This is a genomic window from Seongchinamella unica (assembly GCF_004354085.1).
In the GTDB taxonomy this organism is placed as follows: domain Bacteria; phylum Pseudomonadota; class Gammaproteobacteria; order Pseudomonadales; family Halieaceae; genus Halioglobus; species Halioglobus unicus.
This window is the reverse complement of the sequence record NZ_SMSE01000003.1, coordinates 612,034-631,837: the sequence shown is the minus strand read 5'-3', so window position 1 is coordinate 631,837 and position 19,804 is coordinate 612,034. Positions and strand designations below refer to the sequence as shown.

18 protein-coding genes are annotated in these 19,804 nt (G+C 52.1%); 13 read left to right on the top strand and 5 right to left on the bottom strand.

Features of this window, described 5'->3' with window-relative positions; all coding sequences use genetic code 11:
- Nucleotides 1-169 precede the first annotated feature (169 nt).
- From E2F43_RS15100 to E2F43_RS15070, 7 genes are all read left to right on the top strand, one after another.
- Nucleotides 170-1,330: a hypothetical protein gene (locus E2F43_RS15100; RefSeq protein ID WP_133214094.1), complete on the top strand. Its 1,161-nt coding sequence runs from the start codon at nt 170-172 to the stop codon at nt 1,328-1,330.
- Entirely contained in the window at nt 1,331-2,533 is a 1,203-nt protein-coding gene (locus tag E2F43_RS15095; protein WP_133214092.1) for a hypothetical protein, read from the top strand. It begins immediately after the preceding gene.
- Between the two features lie 11 nt (nt 2,534-2,544).
- Nucleotides 2,545-2,961 carry a serine O-acetyltransferase gene (locus E2F43_RS19560; RefSeq protein WP_420820778.1) on the top strand — a complete coding sequence of 139 codons (417 nt, stop codon included), beginning with the start codon at nt 2,545-2,547 and terminating at the stop codon, nt 2,959-2,961.
- Complete coding sequence (locus tag E2F43_RS15085) at nt 2,958-4,025, top strand: glycosyltransferase family 4 protein (protein WP_133214090.1); 1,068 nt, start codon at nt 2,958-2,960, stop codon at nt 4,023-4,025. Before E2F43_RS19560 ends, E2F43_RS15085 begins: the two co-directional genes overlap by 4 nt.
- A gap of 324 nt (nt 4,026-4,349) precedes the next feature.
- Nucleotides 4,350-5,687 (top strand): phenylacetate--CoA ligase family protein, encoded by a 1,338-nt coding sequence (locus E2F43_RS15080; RefSeq protein ID WP_133214088.1) that lies wholly within the window; start codon nt 4,350-4,352, stop codon nt 5,685-5,687.
- A gap of 66 nt (nt 5,688-5,753) precedes the next feature.
- Nucleotides 5,754-6,944 carry a delta-aminolevulinic acid dehydratase gene (locus E2F43_RS15075; protein WP_133214086.1) on the top strand — a complete coding sequence of 397 codons (1,191 nt, stop codon included), beginning with the start codon at nt 5,754-5,756 and terminating at the stop codon, nt 6,942-6,944.
- A complete protein-coding gene (locus E2F43_RS15070) occupies nt 6,934-7,629 on the top strand; it encodes a WecB/TagA/CpsF family glycosyltransferase (protein ID WP_133214084.1) in 696 nt (231 codons plus the stop codon). The genes E2F43_RS15075 and E2F43_RS15070 overlap by 11 nt, the downstream gene beginning before the upstream one ends.
- A 1-nt stretch (nt 7,630) precedes the next feature.
- Here E2F43_RS15070 and E2F43_RS15065 read toward each other — a convergent pair whose 3' ends face one another.
- From E2F43_RS15065 to wecB, 3 genes are all read right to left on the bottom strand, one after another.
- The gene (locus E2F43_RS15065) at nt 7,631-8,581 is read right to left on the bottom strand and encodes a nucleotidyltransferase family protein (RefSeq protein WP_165954338.1); all 951 of its coding nucleotides are present in this window, start codon (nt 8,579-8,581) and stop codon (nt 7,631-7,633) included.
- A 124-nt stretch (nt 8,582-8,705) separates the two neighbouring features.
- Nucleotides 8,706-9,947 (bottom strand): UDP-N-acetyl-D-mannosamine dehydrogenase, encoded by a 1,242-nt coding sequence (gene wecC, locus E2F43_RS15060; protein WP_133214080.1) that lies wholly within the window; start codon nt 9,945-9,947, stop codon nt 8,706-8,708.
- A complete protein-coding gene (wecB, locus tag E2F43_RS15055; RefSeq protein WP_133214078.1) occupies nt 9,940-11,067 on the bottom strand; it encodes a non-hydrolyzing UDP-N-acetylglucosamine 2-epimerase in 1,128 nt (375 codons plus the stop codon). Before wecB ends, wecC begins: the two co-directional genes overlap by 8 nt.
- A 593-nt stretch (nt 11,068-11,660) precedes the next feature.
- Between wecB and E2F43_RS19095 the strand changes: the two genes are divergently transcribed.
- The 3 genes from E2F43_RS19095 (at nt 11,661) to E2F43_RS15035 (ending at nt 14,079) form a co-directional block, all read left to right on the top strand.
- The gene (locus tag E2F43_RS19095; protein ID WP_165954337.1) at nt 11,661-12,797 is read left to right on the top strand and encodes a trypsin-like serine peptidase; all 1,137 of its coding nucleotides are present in this window, start codon (nt 11,661-11,663) and stop codon (nt 12,795-12,797) included.
- An 80-nt stretch (nt 12,798-12,877) separates the two neighbouring features.
- Nucleotides 12,878-13,015, top strand: coding sequence for a BrnA antitoxin family protein (locus E2F43_RS15040; RefSeq protein WP_476707503.1), 138 nt, complete (start codon nt 12,878-12,880; stop codon nt 13,013-13,015).
- A 422-nt stretch (nt 13,016-13,437) separates the two neighbouring features.
- Nucleotides 13,438-14,079 (top strand): hypothetical protein, encoded by a 642-nt coding sequence (locus E2F43_RS15035; protein WP_133214072.1) that lies wholly within the window; start codon nt 13,438-13,440, stop codon nt 14,077-14,079.
- A 56-nt stretch (nt 14,080-14,135) separates the two neighbouring features.
- Here the strand turns inward: E2F43_RS15035 and E2F43_RS15030 are convergent, their stop codons facing one another.
- Complete coding sequence (locus E2F43_RS15030; RefSeq protein WP_133214070.1) at nt 14,136-15,083, bottom strand: UDP-N-acetylglucosamine 2-epimerase; 948 nt, start codon at nt 15,081-15,083, stop codon at nt 14,136-14,138.
- 65 nt (nt 15,084-15,148) lie between these two features.
- Nucleotides 15,149-15,610, bottom strand: a complete 462-nt coding sequence (locus E2F43_RS15025; RefSeq protein WP_133214068.1) for a hypothetical protein — start codon at nt 15,608-15,610, stop codon at nt 15,149-15,151.
- A gap of 231 nt (nt 15,611-15,841) precedes the next feature.
- Between E2F43_RS15025 and E2F43_RS15020 the strand changes: the two genes are divergently transcribed.
- From E2F43_RS15020 to E2F43_RS15010, 3 genes are all read left to right on the top strand, one after another.
- Nucleotides 15,842-16,654: a tyrosine-protein phosphatase gene (locus E2F43_RS15020; RefSeq protein ID WP_133214066.1), complete on the top strand. Its 813-nt coding sequence runs from the start codon at nt 15,842-15,844 to the stop codon at nt 16,652-16,654.
- 106 nt (nt 16,655-16,760) lie between these two features.
- Entirely contained in the window at nt 16,761-17,501 is a 741-nt protein-coding gene (locus tag E2F43_RS15015) for a polysaccharide biosynthesis/export family protein (protein WP_133214064.1), read from the top strand.
- 43 nt (nt 17,502-17,544) lie between these two features.
- On the top strand, nt 17,545-19,800 hold the full coding sequence (locus E2F43_RS15010; protein ID WP_133214062.1) for a GumC family protein: 2,256 nt from the start codon (nt 17,545-17,547) through the stop codon (nt 19,798-19,800).
- The last annotated feature ends 4 nt before the right edge of the window (nt 19,801-19,804 follow it).

Below are 19,804 nucleotides of genomic sequence, written 5' to 3'. Positions count from 1 at the left end.
AGAGACCAGAGGGGAGCGTCGGTGCTATAAAAGGTGGTTAAAAGATCAAAATGCGATGATGAACATTTTTAAAAATGCATAGTCAACTTCAGGCTTCGCAATAAAAAGAACGATGAATGCCAATTATTTTAATGCAATTTGACTGGTTACCTTAATTAGATCTAATGGTATGACAGAGAATTCAGTTTCTAGACGCACTTCTAGAGTCGTGTTATTTCTACTGCTTTGCGCGTTTCCTATAGGGATGATGAATGATCTATTTGGATTGGAGAAAGGTTCGGCTCTCAATTCCGCTAAGGGTCTTGCGTTTATCGGTAGCGTGGTGCTTGTGGTACTGTCAGCGAAAAAACTGAAAACGGGTTTATCGGTCCTTACTATATTTCTGGGTTGTCTTTTAGTCGTGGTCACTGTGTTGTACAGAGATGCTGAGGATGCTCTATATGCAGTACTCTTCTTGCAAGCCCTAGTCCTACTCTCTAGTGCAAAAATAGATGCGAATTTCAGGACAGCTATAGTTACGTACTATCTGCTTGCACTTCTTTTCGTTAGCTTGGTGTTTGTTCTACTATCAGACAGGGTTGAAGTTGCCGGAAATCAAGTGCTGGCACCCTTAGTGGAAGGCCCCCATACATCTTCATATACTGTCTGTATATTACTCTTCTTAATAGTAACGACGACATCGTTTCATACGTGGAAGCCGGTATTGAGGGCATCGGTATTAGCTATCGTGGTGTATATTCTGATCGGTTATGGCGCCAGAAACGCAGTTTTGGGTTTAACTGTCGCCATCGGTTCAATCTTTTATTTTCAGAATAAGAGCAGTTTATCCGTCACATTTTTATATCTGTATATGCTCCTGTTCCTTCTTGCAGTGTTGGCTTTTTATGTTGGAAACTTGTCTATTGAAGAGTTAAATCAGGAAGCTAATGGAAGAATATCCGCATGGACTGAGCGACTTGGGATTTTAGCTGAGCGAGACATAATCCCTCTGCTTTTCGGTCAGGGAATTGGCGATGACATTCGAGTTACACCAACGTGGTGGTGGGAGGAAAAGGCGTCACATAACGACTTCATTTCATTAGTTTTTAATGGAGGGCTTGTTTCTTTGCTGCTATATATTGCTCTTATTGTCGCTTTATTTCGTAACGCAAATCCTATTCAAAAATCCCTTCTGATATTTTTGATCTTCACATCACTTACAAACACAGGGCTTTTAGGGCGACCTATTCAGCTACTTTATTTTTCCATCGCTTTTGCACTTGCAGGAACTCGCGAAGTCAATTCACGTTTTAGCAGTATTTCCTCCAATAGTAGCTATGCTGGAGCATAATTGGCTCTAGACTTCATGAGTTTAAGATTTAGTAAAGTCGTCACTCTGGTGGCGTTGGGTATGCCCGGGGTGTATCGCATCATCGCCTTTGGGCTTATCCAAAATATCCATGGTGTAGGGCAGCTAGGTGTATTTGCATCAAACTACTTCATTGTTCAAGTGTTGATGATTCCGACCGCTGTTGGTTTGAGTGGCCTAGTACTAACCAGGCTTCCAAAGCTGGATAAGATTCAGTCCTTAAAGTTTTTTTATAGCTGCATATGGACCCTATTTCTGCTACTCGTGCTTTCGATTTTCCCGTTAATTTTGTTGGTTAAACTTGGGGTTTTAAAGGGATTAGTTGACTGTTTTTTTCTTCTTGCGAGTTTTGGGTTGGTTCAAATTGTTCGCAGTTATTATATTTCTCAAAACTTGTTCTCGGGGCTATTGGGATTTGAGCTGATTTTACTAGCATTAAGCGTACTCCTTTTGCTGGCTTTTGATTTTGTTGATCCAATGGTTCTAGTTAGTCTGGGAGGAATAATTCCCGTAATCGCATTTTTACTAAAACATAATTCGTTTGTAGGTACTTCCCTTCTACCGAGGGTAGATGTTGCTTTTGCATGGAGAGTCAGTTTGTCTAACCTACTTACTGCGCCGATAATACTTCTCATTACACCAATTATCCGTGCGGAACTTGGCGACGAGGCTGCTGGAATTTCTGGACTTTCAATTGCGATTTACTCGGCGGTGCTGCTTATTCCGAGGTCTATGTCAGCTGTATACTTGAGGCGCATGAGCCAATCCGTATTCGATTTAGTTGCTTTGAAGAAACTGTTTTTTGAGTTCAGGTTTCTGTTAAATATTTTCTTAGCAGCGCTTATAGTTCTGAGTGCGGCAAGTATTAGTCTGATAATGTCTTTTAAAGAATTAGTTGGTGTCAGCGAGCCAGTACTTCTGGCGGTGCTAATGGCAACGGCTTTTCCAGTTTTAATGTCCCAATTTTCGCTACCGGCTTCCAATTTTTTTATGGCTCGTGAAAGACTTGAGTCACTAAATCAATCAAATTTCGTATGTCTAGCCGTAATAGTATCAGTCTATTTGTTCTGTATTCTTTGCCAGCTAAGTGGATTGAATTTTGTCTGGGCTTTAGCAGCAACAGTCAGTATTAGCAGTTTAGCCAGGGCAAAATTCCTGAATAGTTTAGTTGGATTGAGGGAATAAGGATTTGAGTGATGATACATTTTTATAGATTAGGACATTGGTTCTATGATCGAGGATTCCGGCTCATTCCTCGCATATTTGATGGCATGATACGAATAATATTCCGTTGTGCGATATTTAGTTCGACGTCAATTGGGGAAAGGGTGACTTTTGGCTATGGTGGAATAGCCGTAGTTATTCACCCCAAAGTTAGAATTGGTAATGATGTTACGATTTCTCAAGGAGTCACTATTGGCGGCAGATCCAAGTTGAGCGAAGTTCCGGTAATAAAAGACGGCGTCTACATAGGTGCAAACGCCTGCATCCTGGGTCCTGTAACGATAGGTGAGTGCGCGATTGTTGGCGCCGGCGCCGTTGTGTTGACGGATGTTCCGGCTGGTGCAGTTGTTGTCGGTGTCCCAGCTAGGCTAGTAGTAACTTCGGTATGAAGACCCCTAGAGTCCTCACCGTTGGACCTGACTATCGCCTCTTGCGTGGAGGAATTGCTTCAGTTCTTTCTTCTTATAAGAAATTCGACCCTAATTTTCTATTTTTGCCTTCGGTTAATCATGAAAATAAGATTGTAAAGTTAATTAGATTTCCGGCGTTGCTATGGAAGATTTTCCGCACTATTAAATCCCATCCAGAAATTGATCTGGTACATATTCACGGTGCCTCGTATTCTAGCTTTTGGAGGAAGTACCTCATATTTCTAGTGGCTAAGAGAGTGTGTGATCGTAAGGTCATTTATCACATTCACGGTGGGGGGTATGAAAATTTTTACAGGGCATCTAATTTCATTGTTAAGCAGTATATTAGAAAACTCATCAATGGGGCGGATTGTGTTATATGTCTTTCGCCAGAATGGGTTGACTTTATCGAACGGAATTTCAAGCCACGTAAAGTTGAGGTATTAAACAATGTTATTGAGCGCCCTCTGAAACTCAAACATGGAAGACAGCAGCGCGAGATAACGAATTATCTTTTCCTTGGAGATATCGTCCAAAGAAAAGGTATATTCGACGTACTGGTTGCCATGTCTCAGTTGTCCGATGCTAAAAAATCCGTAACTCACCTATTCATTGGTGGAAATGGAGAACTTGAAAGATTGGAATCACAGATATGTGAGATGGGTTTGGAAGACAACATTACAATTCTGGGCTGGATTGAAGGTGAAATAAAGCAAAAATATCTTCAAGCGAGTGATGTATATATATTGCCGTCGTATAGCGAAGGGCTCCCAATATCAATATTGGAGGCTATGTCATACGGCAAAGCAATCATATCAACTAGAGTGGGCGGAATACCCCAGTTGGTTATCGATAATGTAAACGGATATCTGGTGACACCGGGTTGTCCTGAAGATATTGCAGATAAGATAGCCCTATTATCGGGTAATAAATCCACTATTAATGAATTTGGATCTAAGTCTACCCAATTTGTTGAAGAATACTTTCCCGAGAAAGTGTCGATGCGACTTAATGAAATTTACGACCAGGTTCGCGAAGGATAGATTGTCTTTGCTTATTAGGCACCTTTGAGAAATTAAGACCGGAGCTTAGAGGTGTCTCGATTTCTGGTCAGAATCTGAAAAATGTATACTCTGGCAAAGGCCTTTATGCGCCACTTGTTTGTAGTGACTTTGGTGCTTCACTTAAAGCCCTATCTAACTGAAGTCTATACAGCATTTTCAAAGACGTAACAGTTAAATTTATATTTGTAAGGTCTCTCGAGTAATCACATTTCGCGTTAGTATTTAATTTCTTGCGCTGCACTAGTGCTTGTCATTGGTCGAATGCTACGAAGTTGAATTTTAGATCAAGTTATAGGTAGTAATGTGCAGTTTAGATTTTCCGATGTTCTGATTCTGCTTGCTAAGCTAAACTTTGTGTTCCCGAAATTTTTGGGGCGCAAGTATATGGCTTATACATCTTTTTTTGAATCAAACTCCACTCAATTTAGTGGCGAGAAAGAGCTAATTGATTTAGTAAATTTCGCGCTTTGTAATGTAGAGCATTATAAAGATCTGGGTATTTGTCCCATTTCTCGCATTAGTGATTTTCAAGAGCAGATGCCTTTTATTGATAAAGACCAGGTTATGGAAAACTGGGAGAGTTTTTTGTTGCCCAACGTAAATTCAAGAGAGGTTGATGAGGGGACAACTGGGGGTACATCAGGGAAGCCGCTTAAATTAATAGCAGGAAAAGACCGTTATATTGTTGAGTTCAATACTATGTTCAGCATGTGGAGGAATGTTGGCTGGACAGGTCAATTGAGAGGTGTGATTCGAAACAAGCATATTAAACCCGGAAAATTGTTTGTAGTTGATTTGATAAAGAAAGAAGTAGTTTTTGATGGTTTTAGAACGGATCAAGAATACTACGAACTGATGTATGAAGTGCTCCGTCGACACAAAATTGGATATGTTCATGCATATCCAAGCAGTGCGCACCAATTTGCTCGCTACCTCAAGGCATTCAAAAAAAACGTTTCTTTTATCAAGGCTTTTCTATGTGGCTCTGAAGGAGTTACTGATTTGCAAAGGCAGCTTATTGTTGGCGATTTGGGTATCAAAATCTACGATTTTTATGGTCATTCAGAGAAATTAGTTCTTGGAGGACCATGTCCAGGAAACAGCGCTATACATATAGAGCCAACGTATGGATTCTTTGAGTTGATAGATGAGGACGGAGCTCCAGTTAACGAAAAAGGGAAGACTGGTGAAATCGTTGCTACTACATTGCATAATAAATATATGCCTCTGATCCGTTATCGGACGGGTGACTTTGCAGATTACGTTGGTGATTACTGTAGCTATTGCAAGCGACACTTACCTTTGATCGACAATATTCAGGGTAGGTGGGAAATCAATAAAATATACTTAGATGACCTAAGTTATGTGTCCATTACAGCGCTTAATCTTCATTCAGATCTCTATACATTTATCGACGGTATGCAATACGTACAAAAGGAAGTTGGTAAGTTGGAGGTTCATCTGATAAAGGGCGAACGCTTCACGAAGTCAACAGAAAAGAGATTTACAGAACACTTTGCAACGGCCTTGCGCGGGAAATGCGCCCACAAGTTCGTTTACACCGATTCGATACCGAAGGAATCAAACGGGAAGTTCTTGCCGCTAAAGCAATACATAGATGAAGAAGCTATCAAGGCCTGAGTGAACAATGTCTGGATTTTCTGGGTGATCGTATGGGTCAGTAAATCTTGTAAAAGTCAAATAATTATGTCTAGTTCCGAATCGTCATTTACTTCACTAATGGAATATTGTGAAAAAGAAGGATACAAAGGCTGGGATCCATATGATGGTCTCAATTCCAAAATATTCCAAGCGACTCCACTGCGAAATTGGGATGTTGCTCGGCTTGTACTGATTCAGGGTTGCAAGCGAAGCCCTATTAATTTCAGGCCAATATTACGAATTCCAAAAGAGTATAACGCTAAAGGTGTGGGGCTTTTTTTAAATGGGTATTGCAATTTATATGCGATGGCTCTTGCAGGGGATAGTCGATTTGGCCAACCTGTTGACCATCTAAGTAAAATAAACATGCTCGCTGAATTGTTACTATCGCTTCGATCAGAAGGCTATTCAGGGGCATGCTGGGGTTACAATTTTGATTGGCAGGCTCGTAGATTGTTCTTATTCCCTGCATATACTCCTACCGTTGTCGCAACTGCGTTTTGCGCTAGTGCTCTATTTTCTGCTTACGAGGCGACAGGAAACCAAAAGTATTTGGACGTTGCGATTTCATCCGGTGACTTCGTATTGAAAGATCTTAATCGCTCAGCTTGTAAGGGCGGTTTTATGTTGTCATACAGCCCTATTCCCGGAAATGATACGGTTTACAACGCGTCATTGCTTGGAGCTAAGTTGCTCAGCTATTGCTATCGCTATACCCAGAATGTGAGGTACAAGGACGCTGCTAGCGAAATAGTGAGTGCTGCATGCGCTGGACAGGAAGCCGATGGTTCATGGGTCTACGGCTTGCTGCCAATACAATCATGGAAAGATAGTTTTCATACCGGATACAATCTTGATGCCATTTCGCACTACAGTACTTTCTGCGATGACTCTAGTTTCGATGTGTATATGGAAAAGGGGCTTTATTACTACATTGACAACTTTTTTGAGTCGAATGGAACGCCGAAGTATTACCACGATAAGGTCTACCCGATTGATATTCATTGTCCTGCACAGCTTTGGGTTACCTTAAGTGTGCTAGGAAAGTGGGAGGATAACGAGGCACTTTGCGGACGTGTTATGGAGTGGACTATTAGAAATATGCAGGATCAAGCGGGATATTTTTATTATCAATTGAAGAGAGGGCTAAGCTCTAAGATCCCATATATGCGCTGGAGTAACGCTTTCATGTTTAATGCAATGTCCTATTATCTATTGGAGACTCATGGAAAGTAGGCTGCTCAATGGAGTACAGGTGTACGCACCTGCTACAAGACAAGAGTTAATTAACTACGCCCTGAATAATCATAGTCTACTGGTAGCTGTGAACGCTGAAAAAGTACTGCACGCAACGGATCAGACTCGAGATATCATCAATCGTAATTTGGGTTATCCAGACGGTATCGGCGCGGTAATGGGTTTGAAGAAGAAGGGACTTGATCAAGTAATCAAAATTCCAGGTTGTGAACTCTGGTTAGATATCATTCGTACCCAAATGAAAGACAAGCGCTTTTATCTGATTGGTGCAAAGGATGAAGTTATAGAGGAAACAGTACTTAAGTTGCGGTCTGAGTTTCCTGGAATCAATATCGTCAATTACAGAAACGGATACCTAAAGCAAGGTGAGAGAGAGTTGTTGCTGGCAGATATTGTTCAAAAAAAACCAGATGTTGTTTTTGTGGCGATGGGTTCTCCTCGCCAAGAACTGCTTATGGAAGAAATGAGTAACTGTCATTCTGCTCTATATCAAGGGCTCGGCGGTAGTTTTGATCTATATACAGGGCGTGTAGAGAGAGCTCCAGATTGGTGGTTAAACAATGGGCTAGAGTGGCTCTACCGGTTGGTCAAAGAACCCTGGCGAGCTGCGAGGCAAATTCATCTTGTTAGATATCTCTGGCAATTAGCATTAGGAAAGCTGTAACTTATTTTGCTGTTATTCTCCCCATTTTTGCAGCGGCATAGGCGATGTTGTAACGCGTGTAACCCGCTATATCTCCCGAAAGAAAAATCTGGCTAGTCACCTGCCGAAATCTGAACACTTTACCTTTTCTTCCATGGGTCTCATTACTAGCCGTCAAAAGCATACGAGTAAGATATTGTTTCCAGAGGGAAGGGGTGTCGATGTCTTGCTGTGGCATTGCTTGCTGTTGAGTGAATGCTGAGCGTAATCCCCACAGAAAAAGTTTCAGCGGTCCTTGCATTTTATAACGGTTGGCACTGTCTAGCAGAGCATCCCAATTGATCTGCGTCTTTTCCATCAACTGCGCGGCGTCCATCGTCTGTTTGTTGAAAAGACGCATGTCGTAGAAGCTGTGTACTGCAAAATGCAGCAAATTGTCTTCTGGGCTCATCACCAAAAAGTTGCTTTTCGCCGGGTGCGGAGTTGCTCTGTCGAAGAAGCCTTCTAGGTCAATGTTATAGACATGGGGGATAGTTAGGTTCCGATGTACGTCCAGGCACACTTTTGTTGGGCTTGAAACGACAAATGGCTTTTCCACTGCAAGTGCACTAAAGGCGGGTTGTCCGGGGAATTTGTCATGGCGCTTTGCTATTGGAGCTAAGATCTTATCGATTGTGTGATAGTCACTCTCTCTGACTAGCAGGTCTACATCACCGCCCAGTCGAAAAGCCTGTTCGGGGTATGTCCATCGGTCCATAGCTGCACCCTTCAAAAGTATGGCCTCTATACCAGCGTCTTTTAGACTCCTTCCTAATTTTTCTATGACATGGCGGCGGGCAATGGCGACACTTGCTGCATGAAGCGAACTGTCTCGCATCAGCTGCTGTAGGCTTTCTGGTATATTTTCGAAGCAATCTAGCTGGTTAAGTAGGTAGTAGAAGTAAGGCGCGAATTCATAGGCTAAGGGTGCCAATGTAGAGGAACATTCCAGTTCGTAATCAATTAGTCTCGATCGAAGTGTATTTATATTACTTTTTGTAGGGTCGAGAAGGACTTCCGCCAGCTTTAATGTGGCGGGAGTGTGTTTATGAAGTTTGTTATTCCCACTGCCCACGAGTGTCGATAATCTCGATGCTGGAAAGATCGAACAGCGAGGGAATATCCCTGAACTGGCGGTGGTCTACCAGAAGCACCAGGATGTCTGCGGCGCGGATGGCAGCTTCTGGAACCTCCAAGCGTACATTGGCATATTGGCTTAAGCTTTCTGGGAGTTCCTTGATGTGGGGCTCTACCGCCGCGATATTCACACCTTCGATTTGGGCGATGACCTGGCAGATGTCCAGTGCAGGGCTTTCCCGCAAATCATCCACGTTGGCTTTGAAGGCCAGTCCCAAGCAGGCGATGGTGGGTTTGTCTTTGCCGGCAATGGCCTGCTTCACCTTTTCAATAATGAACGCCGGTTTCAGGTCGTTAACTTCGCGCGCCGTTCTGATCAGGTTCGCCTGTTCCGGATCTGCGTCCACCAGGAACCAGGGGTCAACGGCAATACAGTGGCCGCCCACGCCGGGGCCGGGGCTGAGAATGTTAACCCGTGGGTGGTGGTTGGCGAGTTTGATCAACTCCCACACGTTTACGCCCTGTTTGTCTGCCAGGAGGGAAAGTTCGTTGGCGAAGGCGATATTCACGTCGCGAAAAGCGTTCTCGGTGAGCTTGGCCATTTCAGCAGTGGCTGCATCCGTGGGCAGGCACTGGCCGCGCACAAATTGTTGGTAGAGGTCGATGGTCTTTTCCGTACAGGTTGGGGAGATACCGCCGATGATGCGGTCATTTTCCACCAGTTCGGTCATGATGCGGCCGGGGAGTACGCGCTCCGGGCAGTGGGATACGTTGATGTCCGGTTGTGTCGGGTTCTGGTGGGGAAGTTCGAGATCGCTGCGTTTTTCGGCTATCCACTCAGAAACCTTGAGTGTGGTACCTACGGGAGAGGTGGATTCCAGTATCACCAGGTTGCCCGGTTGCAGGTGAACGGCGATGTCGCGGGCGGCGGCTTCCACATAATCCAGATTAGGTGTCTTGCCATTTTTGAACGGCGTTGGTACCGCGATGATGAAAACATCGGCGGGGCCTGCTTGGGTGCTTACCTGCAGCGCGCCGGATTTGGTGGCGGCGGCTACGGATACATCCAGATCTGGCTCCACGATGTGGATCTTGCCTTCCTTCAGCGTATCCACAACCTTCTGGGAAATATCCACGCCCAATACATCAAAGCCGCGCAGGGCCAGCACAGTCGCGGTGGGCAGGCCAATGTAGCCCAGGCCGATTACAGCGATTTTAGTCAACGTATCGCTCCTTGATGGTGTTCACAATGCGACTGGCTGCCTTGCCATCGCCGTAGGGATTGTGTGCGCGGGCCATGGCCTGGTAATCCTGCTCGGACCCCAGCAGGCGATTGACCTCGCTCACGATTTTGTCTTTGTCGGTACCTACCAGACGTACGGTGCCTTCATCAACGGCTTCCGGTCGCTCGGTGGTGTCGCGCATTACCAGCACGGGCTTGCCCAGGCTGGGGGCTTCCTCCTGTATGCCGCCGGAGTCGGTGAGGATGATGTGGGCCTTGTTCATCAGGTGCACGAAGGGCAGGTAATCCAGCGGTTCGATCAGCTGGATATTGTCATGGTTACCCAGGGCATCATAAACCGGCCCCTGTACGTTCGGGTTCAGGTGCACCGGGTAAATAATTTGTAGTTCTGGGTTTTCCGCCAGTTCGCCCAGTGCCCGGCAGATGTTGAGAAAGCCTTCGCCAAAGTTTTCCCTGCGGTGGCCGGTTACCAGAATGCGTTTCTTATCGGCTGGGCAGTTGGGTAATTGGGCATCTAACTCGGCTTTCAGCTGTTCGTCGTTTTGGATCTTGTCCACCACGGAGAGCAGTGCATCGATCACCGTGTTGCCGGTTACTGTGATGCTCTCGGCGAGCGTGGCCTCATCCAGCAGGTTCTGGCGGGAAAGCTGTGTAGGGGCAAAGTTGAGTGCCGCAATCCGGCTGGTAATCTGCCGGTTAACTTCTTCAGGCCAGGGAGAGTAGATATTGTGGGTGCGCAGCCCTGCCTCAACATGGCCCACCGGTACCTTCTGGTAAAAGGCCGCCAGGCTAGCGGCCATGGTGGTTGTAGTGTCGCCGTGTACCAGTACCAGGTCGGGCTCTACCTCGGTTAGTACCTCCTGCAAGCCTGTTACCACCCTGGCCGTGAGGTCGGCCAGGCCCTGATTTTTGGTCATCAGGTCGAGGTCATAATCTGGCTTGATTTCAAACAGGTTCAGCACCTGGTCCAGCATTTCTCTTTGCTGCGCAGTAACGCACACCTTGCCGGTGAGGCTTGGCTCTTCCTCAATTGCTTTTACAACAGGCGCCATTTTAATGGCTTCGGGGCGGGTACCGAAGATGGTGAGTATAGTGGGCATGGAATACAGATAAACTTAAAACAGCGCGTATCATACCAGCTTATTTTGCGTTTTCTGCCTCTTATTGAGTAATTGGTATTCGACCTGAACTCATGTAACAGCTTGCCACTCGCGCAGGTATCTCATAGCGGTGGAATCAGATTTCCATCCGCCTCTGAGCATGATTTTTTCCAGGGGTTCACCCTTCTCCAGAAGATCCAGAGCTGCGTCTACTCGGAATGAGTAGCCACTTTAATGTCGGCTTTGAGGTGTGAAAGGGAATATTCAGACCTCTCACGTATGTTAGTTGGAGATCATGCTGTGTATATAAAAGCTATATTGTGTTTTGGAAGGATCACGTGGAACCAGCTAGACTGAGAGTGTTAGCTAGTGTGTATCCGGAAACGCGGGTTTTAAACGTATGCCGTCATTCCCGCGCAGGCGGGAATCCAGTCAATTCAATCAGTTAACTGGATCCCCGCCTGCGCGGGGATGACGGGGTCAGCTGAAAACTGCGTTTCCGGATGCTCACTAGCTAGAGCCAATTCCCGAGCAGCGGGATGAAAAGCTGGTTCGTGATGGTTAGGCGAGCTCGCAAACGGAGGAAAGTCGGCATGATCAAGCAAATCACCACAGGTTTAACATTCACTGTCTTTATCTCCGCCCTACCTGCTGCAGTTGCCCAGTCCCCAAATGCGTCCGATAGGGCGAAGGAAGTGGCAGCGATCAAGGCCTTTTGGACTGCCGAGAGGATTTCTTCGGCCCAGCCACGGGACCTTGTCGTAGACCAGCGCGGACTCTGGTATCTGAAAGGTAGGCAGGGAAAATTGACCCCTTACGGCCACTCCACGCCTGCTCAGCCTGAGCCACGCGCGCGAGGCGGTAATGGTGGCAATGGTGGCGGTAAGCCAGGAGGTGGTTCAGGGGGTGGTGATACTGGCGAGACAGGGTTCGAGAACGTTAAGAACGCCGAGTGGTTAAATGGCGGTAACGTGCAGACCGCTGCGGGACGCATACTGTTTGAAATGAGCGATGGGTTCTACGTGTGTTCCGGGACGTTGGTGAATGACGGCAATTTGGACAACGATCGGAGTATTATTCTGACCGCCGCCCACTGTGTTCACGAGGGCCCTGGCGGCGGGTTTGCGGAGTCCGCGATTTTTATTCCCAATCAGGCGGGAACCGATGGCAGCCGCACCGATTTCGATTGCAATAACGACCCTTTAGGTTGTTGGGTGGTTGATTTTGGTGTGGTAAGTAACGATTGGGTGGCCAACGCGTGGCCCAACAGCATCCCCTGGGATTATGGGTTTTATGCCCTTGGCAACGACTCGGATCCACAGTATCCAGGGTCTGGCTTACGTGGCTCTTTAGATAACGTGACCACTCCGATGGACGTCTCCTTTGATGCTGCAGATGCGACGGTCAATGTTTATACCCGCGCCCTGGGCTATTCCTACAGTGATGACCCCAACTTCATGTACTGTGGTGAACCGGTCACGGATAGCAGTTATCAGGGATTACTTCTCCGCAATTGCGGTCTGTCTGGCGGTGCTTCGGGCGGCCCCTGGAGCCAGTCTACGGAGCTGAACCTGGGGAAAGGCCCAATAATTTCCGTAAATAGCTATGGCCCTTCTCGTGGCAAACCGTACATGGGAGGCCCGCGACTCAGTGGCAACGATGCCGAATGCTTGTTTGATGCGGCAAAATTAGCGGGTGCTGGAAGCACTGTTAGCCGTGTGGGGTGTTAAAAAGTCCCATGAGGTGAGAGTCGGCTAAAACTTTGATTTGCTGCGCACGCCTGTGTGTCGAATTGGTACAGGCTCCAAGCGTGCCAACAGGTAAAAAGTCGGTGACCATTCGGCTCGACGCTGACGTCCTGGCATGGATGAAGGCCCAGGGCAGGGGTTACCAGAGCCGGATCAATGCTGTGCTCAGGGCCTGCTATGAAGCGCATCGTCATGACTGAGAGCAAGCACCTGAACAGGGCTGTACACGCACCTGTTTGACTGGAGATGCCCTCTTCAGTACGTGCCGTCGCGCCTGATTCTACGCGCTGGAGGTAAAGCTGGCGCGGATCTCTGTGCTTCTCGGCGTTGTCCTGGTGGCGGTGGCCATTCCCGCGTTGTAGGCGCTGGCCGACTGGGTGTAGGCGGCCCCAGTTCGGCGGCTGTGATCAGAAATGATATGGCATGAGTAGTGCAAAGCTGGCATCCTTGGGAAGCTTGTTAAGGAGGTGCTGATGGCGACCAAGCAGCGTGACATTGTGCAGGTGAAGAACCCGGTGACACAGAGGTATGTCAAAATTGATCGCACTGAGGGTCGAATCATTTCCCACAAAAAGTCGGAAGGTCCCTACAAGGGAGTGCCGGTAGCGAGGAAGTCAAAAAAGTGATTCTTTACAGACCCACGGATGGGGAAGTATTGACGACTGCGGTAACTCCGCGCCCCAAAACCTGTTTTCTCATGACTCAATTGGGCACGCCTGTTCCCGCTGAAATCTCCCGCATCCGATCGAGTGTCGAAAACCAATTGAAAAAGAAAAAGATCGAGTTGATCGATGCAGACAGCGTGGTTACCGGTGGCGACTTTCTGGACAAAATTTGGCGTTTAATTGTTTCAGTGCCGATTGGTGTCGCCATAATCCATGAAGACATGTCACCAAAAACCGTGGCTAACATCTTTTACGAGCTTGGAATGATGGATGCGCTCGGTAAGCATACCGTAGTCGTAAAATCTCCAGGCGCCGCGATCCCCTCAGACTTCGTGCGAACCGAATATATTCGGGCCGATGGCCACTTCAACAGACGGTTCGGTTCTTTTCTGGATTCAACTCTGCAGTTGGAGGAGTATTTCGTGCAATTGGCGGATGAACTGGAGAAAAACCCCCTGTTGTCGATAGATTACCTTCGCCGCGCCCACTTGTTGGCGGGTAACAGTGACCACAGGAAGCGGGTACAGGAAATTGTGAATACGGCTGAAATTTCCGGTCGCGCAAAAAATAGCGTGGAGATGCTCCTGGCGAGGTTCTAGTACACGGCAAAAATAACCGAATGCACCCCCTGGCGGGCCCATGGCTGAAAAGGGGCTTATCCCTTGTTGACCCTGCCCTCGAGCCGACGCAGGGGGTAAGGCCAGGACATCACCCGAGCAGGTAGCATTGTGGGCGCCTCCTGCTCGCCTGCGGGAGGAGCCAGCATGGCGCGCACCGCCGCCTCGATACTCCCGGCCTCATTGGCCACCCGGGTCAGCGTGCCGGTGGGCAGGCCGATGGGCGTGGTGGCGCCGTCGGTGAAAACAAACACCACCGGACGGCCCAATTCGGCGGCCTCATTGGCCACGTGAACCGAGTCCGTCAGCACCACCTGCGCCTTGTCCAACAGGTGCAGGAACACCAGCCGCTCCAAAGGTTCCAGCAGGTGGATGTGCTCGTGCCAGGCAACCTGCTCGTACACAATGTCCTGGATGTCCGGGCTCTTGTTCACCGGAAACACCACACTGCACCGGGGCTCGCTGGCCAGGGCCTGGACGGCACGGCAGGTGGCGCTTTCCCCGTGGGGAACCCGCTTGCGGTTGCGGGCGTACACCAGCAGCAGACGATGGTCCGGGGGGATATAGGGCAGCTGGCGTTCCAGGTCCAGCGCCAGCTCGTGGTCGGCGCGAATGCAATCGGCCAGCGGCCGGAGGCTGCGGGACAGCAGCCGCAGTTCAATGCCGTGGCGCAGGGCAAGCGGCTGGCAAAGCGCCGCAGCGGGTGTGCCGTACTGGGCGATTAACAGGCCGGGCTGGTGCTTTTTCACCAGGGCTTCCAGCGCGGTCACTGCGGCGGCGGGCAGTTTGCCGGTTTCGGGCAGGCTCGGAATCTGGCCGTGGGCACGCAGTCCCAGGGCGGTCAGGGGGGCCAGCATGGCGTGGGGCTGGTCGGCGGCGAGGCAGCTGACCAGCTTGCATCCGCGTTGCCGGGCGATATTGCGGGCGGCTGCGGCGGTATCAATGATCTCCCGACAGCTGCCGAACAGGGCGAAGGCTTTGAACATGGTGTAGTCGCTTGCGAGGGGCAGCTGGTGCCGCCCGGTTCGCTATTCAGCGGGTCGCGTCGGCCTCAGGGTGAGGCGGGTGGCGGCTCGCGGTCATTGCCGTCGTCGGTAATGGCGTACATGAAGCCACCGCCAACCGCCACGGAAAATATAATACCCGCAGGGTCAAGGTCGGAGCTGCCGCTGCCGCCGCCGGCGGTGCCGGTGCTGCCTACCTGGTTGTAGGTGCCAGCCGCCTGGTGGGTGACACAGGCCTGGGCGTCACCGACGGTGGTGATCTCATTGGAGCGGATCGATTGCACGCAGCCGTTGGCGAACTGTACCTGGGCGCTGCCGCCCTGCATCACCATCAGCCGGTCGCCGGGGTACAGCAACATGCTCTGGGTGGCTTCCACGTAGTTCTCCCCCTGGTTAACCATCACCGGGGCCTGTACGTGAGTGAGTATGGTTTCGCGATCAGCGGCGAAGCTGGTCATGCTGGCCGTCAGCAGTGCTGCGGCAGATAGAAAAATGCTGTGGTGTTTCATACGGTGACGGTCCATGTTTAGCAAATGACGATCACGCCTCTTCCGGGCGCTTGCAATGTTTGTAACAATACTCAGGACTAGGTTATTGATCAAGTGCCAATCCGGGAAAAGTGCAGAATCACCGGATTGGCCGTGCCGGTCACACCCGGCGCTCAAGGCAGGGGGCGGTTCCTGCGTCCTCGCCCGCCTCGAATTAGCTGGTAAGATGGCCCGCCAGCATAGGATGTACCCATGATAGACCTCCACTGCCACATGCTCCCCGGAATCGACGACGGCGCCCGGGATCTGCCCACCGCGCTGAAAATGGCGGAGCTGGCGGTGGCCGATGGCATCACCCTCACCGCCTGCACCCCGCACATTTATCCGGGCCTGTTTGAGAATACCCACACCGGCATACGCCAGGCGGTGGAGGCCTTTCGGCGGGAGCTGGCGGCGGCCGATATCCCGCTGGAACTGACCTACGGCGCCGATATCCAGGTGGTGCCGGAACTGGTCAGCGGGCTGCAAAACAAGGTGTTGCCCACCCTCCACGGCAGCCGGTATTTCCTCTTTGAGCCGCCCCACCACGTGTCCCTGCCGCGCCTGGGCGACCTGATCCACAACACCCTGCTGTCGGGGTATGTGCCGGTGATCACCCATCCCGAGCGGCTCAGTTACATCGAGTCGGATTATCCCCGCTTCCTGGCGGCGGCGGAGCAGGGCGCCTGGATCCAGCTCACCGGGGGCAGCCTGCTGGGGCGTTTCGGCCGCCGGGTGCAGCAGGTCGCCGAGCGATTCCTGCGCGATGGCGTGACCCACCTGCTGGCCTCCGATGGCCACAACCTCAGCAATCGCACCCCCGAACTGGCCGAGGCGCGCGCCGCGGCCGCGGCCATTGTCGGCGAGGACGAGGCCCGGCGCCTGGTGCAGGAGCGCCCGGCGGCGGTTATCGCCAACCTCAACCCCGCGGCCGTGGCGCCGGTGCCGGCCCACCAGCCCGGCTGGCAGCCGGCCGGTTCGTCCGCCAGCGCGCGTCGCGGCTGGTTCAGCCGGCTGTTCTCCTGAGTGCCGCGCTATCGTTGCAGTTCCTTAAACCCGCTGAATTCGGTATCCTCCCCGGGTTGAGAAAAGGTCCACAGGAACGTGTGCCTTGAAGTGTGTTTGAGAACCGATGGAAAGCCCCAAGTTTTTGCTGTTTTTGTTGGCCCTTTGCCTTCTCCCCGCCTGCAGTACTTCCCCTTCCAGTGCCGTTGCCGAGTCCGGGTCCGTCAAGATCGTTGGCGATGACACGGTCAGGGACATGACCAGCCTGCCCGCCACGCCCCAGTCGGGCAGCGGCGCCATCGTCCTGCCCGAGAGCGATTACCGGATTGGCCCGGCGGACGAACTGGAAATCTCCGTGTTCCAGGTGGAGGAACTGTCGGGGGTGGAGAAGGTCAACTCCCGGGGCTATATCCGCATGCCCCTGCTGGGGCCGGTGAAGGTGGCCGGTCTTACCCGGGAGCAGGCCGAAGACCTGCTGGCGGAACTCTACAGCCAGCAATACCTGCAGGACCCCCAGGTCAATATCGACATTACCGATTACGCCAGCCGCCAGGTGACGGTCATCGGCGCGGTGGAAGTGCCGGGGGTGTATCCCCTCAAGGGCCAGACCACCCTGTTGCAGGCGCTGGCCTTTGCCGGTGGCCTGGAGCGCCTCGCCGATGAAGAGGAAATCGTGGTGTTCCGCACCAACGCCAGCGGCGAGGTGGTGGGCTACCTGGTGAACCTCGAGCAAATCACCACCGGCGAAAAGCGTGACCCGGAAGTCATCGGCAACGACCGCATCGTGGTACCCGAGTCCGGCAGCAAGTCGGTCATCAAGGGCGTCACCGATACCCTGCGCGGCTTCATTGGCTTCCGCCCCTATTAGCTAGCACCTCCTTTTTTTCCTGTTGAAACGATACAAGTAGTTTATGGATAAACACGAACCCGTTGCCCCGGACCACCAGCTGGCGCTGGCCGACATGCAGAAGCAACTAGCCCGCTACGAGCAGGCCTTTGCCAACATCGCCGCCCAGCCCGAGCCCGACGACGACTTTATCGACCTGCGCGAGCTGTGGCATATGCTGTGGCGGCGACGCTGGACGATCCTGGTCACCATGGGCCTTATCCTGCTGGTCACCGCCATTGCCACCGCCATGATGACGCCCATTTACCGGGCCACCACCGTGCTGCAGATCGAGCGCGACACCGGCAAGGTGCTGGAATTCCAGGAAGTGACCGCCGAGGAATCGGCCTCCGCCCGGGACTTCTACCAGACCCAGTACGAGCTGCTGCAGAGCCGCACCCTGGCGCGGCGGGTCATCGACCAGCTGGGCCTGCAGGACGCGCCGGCCGGCCAGGAGGAACCCGGAGCCCTCCGGCAGATGGTCACCGCCGTCAGGGAATTCATTGTCGGCGAGGAGGAAGCGCAGGAGCAGCTGCCGCCGGACCTGGAGGCCCTGTTCCTCGAAAACCTCACCGTGCAGCCGGTAAGCAACAGCCGGCTGGTGCGCCTGCACTACGACAGCCCCAACCGCGAGCAGGCCGCGCTGATCGTCAACACCATTGCCCGGGCCTACGTGGACATGAACCTGGAGCGCCGGTTCGAGGCCTCCACCTACGCCAAGAGCTTCCTCGAGGATCGCATCAAGCAGGTGCGGGCCGACCTGGAGGATTCCGAGCGCGCGCTGGTGGAGTACACCCAGGCCCGGGGCATCATCAACCAGGAGGACAAGCAGGACATCCTCATGGAAAAGCTCAAGGAAATGAACCGGGCGCAGGTGGTGGCGGAGTCCCAGCGCATTGAAGCCGAGTCCCAGTACCAGGAGGCGCTCACCGCCAGCTCGGCCAGTCTCGCCCAGGCGCTGGACAGCCAGGTGATCCAGGGGCTCAAGGACCGGCGCACCGAACTGCAGTCCGAGTACCGGGAGCTGCTCAAGGTGTTCAAGCCCGACTACCCGAAAATGCTCCAGCTGCAGGAACAGATCGACCAGATCGATGCCGAGCTCGATACGGAGATCAACCACATCCGCGACGGCATCAAAATCAAGTACCAGGCCAAGTTGCGGGAAGAAGCCAAGCTCGCCGAGAGCATTGCCGCCACCCGGGAGGAGATTCTCAGCCTCAACGCCCGCAGCACCGATTTCCAGACCCTCAAGCGCGAGGTGGACACCAACCGCGAGTTGTACGACGGCCTGCTGCAGCGCATGAAGGAAGTGGGCGTGGCCGCCGGCGTCAGCAACAACAACATCTCGGTGGTGGACAAGGCGGAGATTCCCCGCGGCAAGCACAAGCCCAAGCCGCTGCTCAACCTGATGCTGGCGCTGGTGCTGGGGGGCTTTGCCGGCGCCGCCCTGGCCTTCCTGTTCGAGATGCTCGACGACACGGTCAAGTCCGCCGCCGAGCTGGAAAAACTGGTCAGGAAACCGGTGCTGGGGGTGATTCCCAGGCTTGCCGGCAAGGGCGCCCCCGAGGGCGAGCAGCTGGCCATTCACGCCTACATGGAACCGACCTCGGCCCTGGCGGAGGCGCACCGCTCCATGCGTACCGCGCTGATGTTCTCCACCGCCGAGGGCGCGCCAAAAACCCTGCATTTCACCAGTGTGACCGCCGGCGAGGGCAAAACCACCAGTGCCGCAAACACCGCCATTACCTTCGCCCAGACCGGCAGCAAGGTGCTGCTGATCGACGCCGACCTGCGCAATCCCTCCCTGCACAAGGTCTTTGCCCGGCCCAACGACAACGGCCTCACCAACTACCTGACCGGCGACGCCGAGCCCGCCCGGGTGACCCAGCGCACCGGGGTGGACAACCTGTTTTTGATGACCTCCGGCCCGGTGCCGCCGAATCCCGCGGAGCTGTTACACGGCGCGCGCATGCTCGACCTGGCAAGCCTGGCGGCCAAGCGCTTTGACTACGTCATTATCGACGGTCCGCCCCTGCTGGGCCTGGCCGACGCCCTGCTGCTGGCGGACGTGGCCCAGGCGTCACTGCTGGTGGTGGCCGCCGGCCAGGCCCGCAATGGCGGCGTGGAGGCGGGGCTCAAGCGCCTGCAGCACTCGCGGGCCAATGTGCTGGGCACGGTGCTGACCAAGCTCGACCTCAATAAGTCCAGCTATGGCTATGGCGCAGACTACGGTTACGCCTACAGCTACGGCAGCGACGAGCGCCTGCGCGAAAGCGCCTGAACGC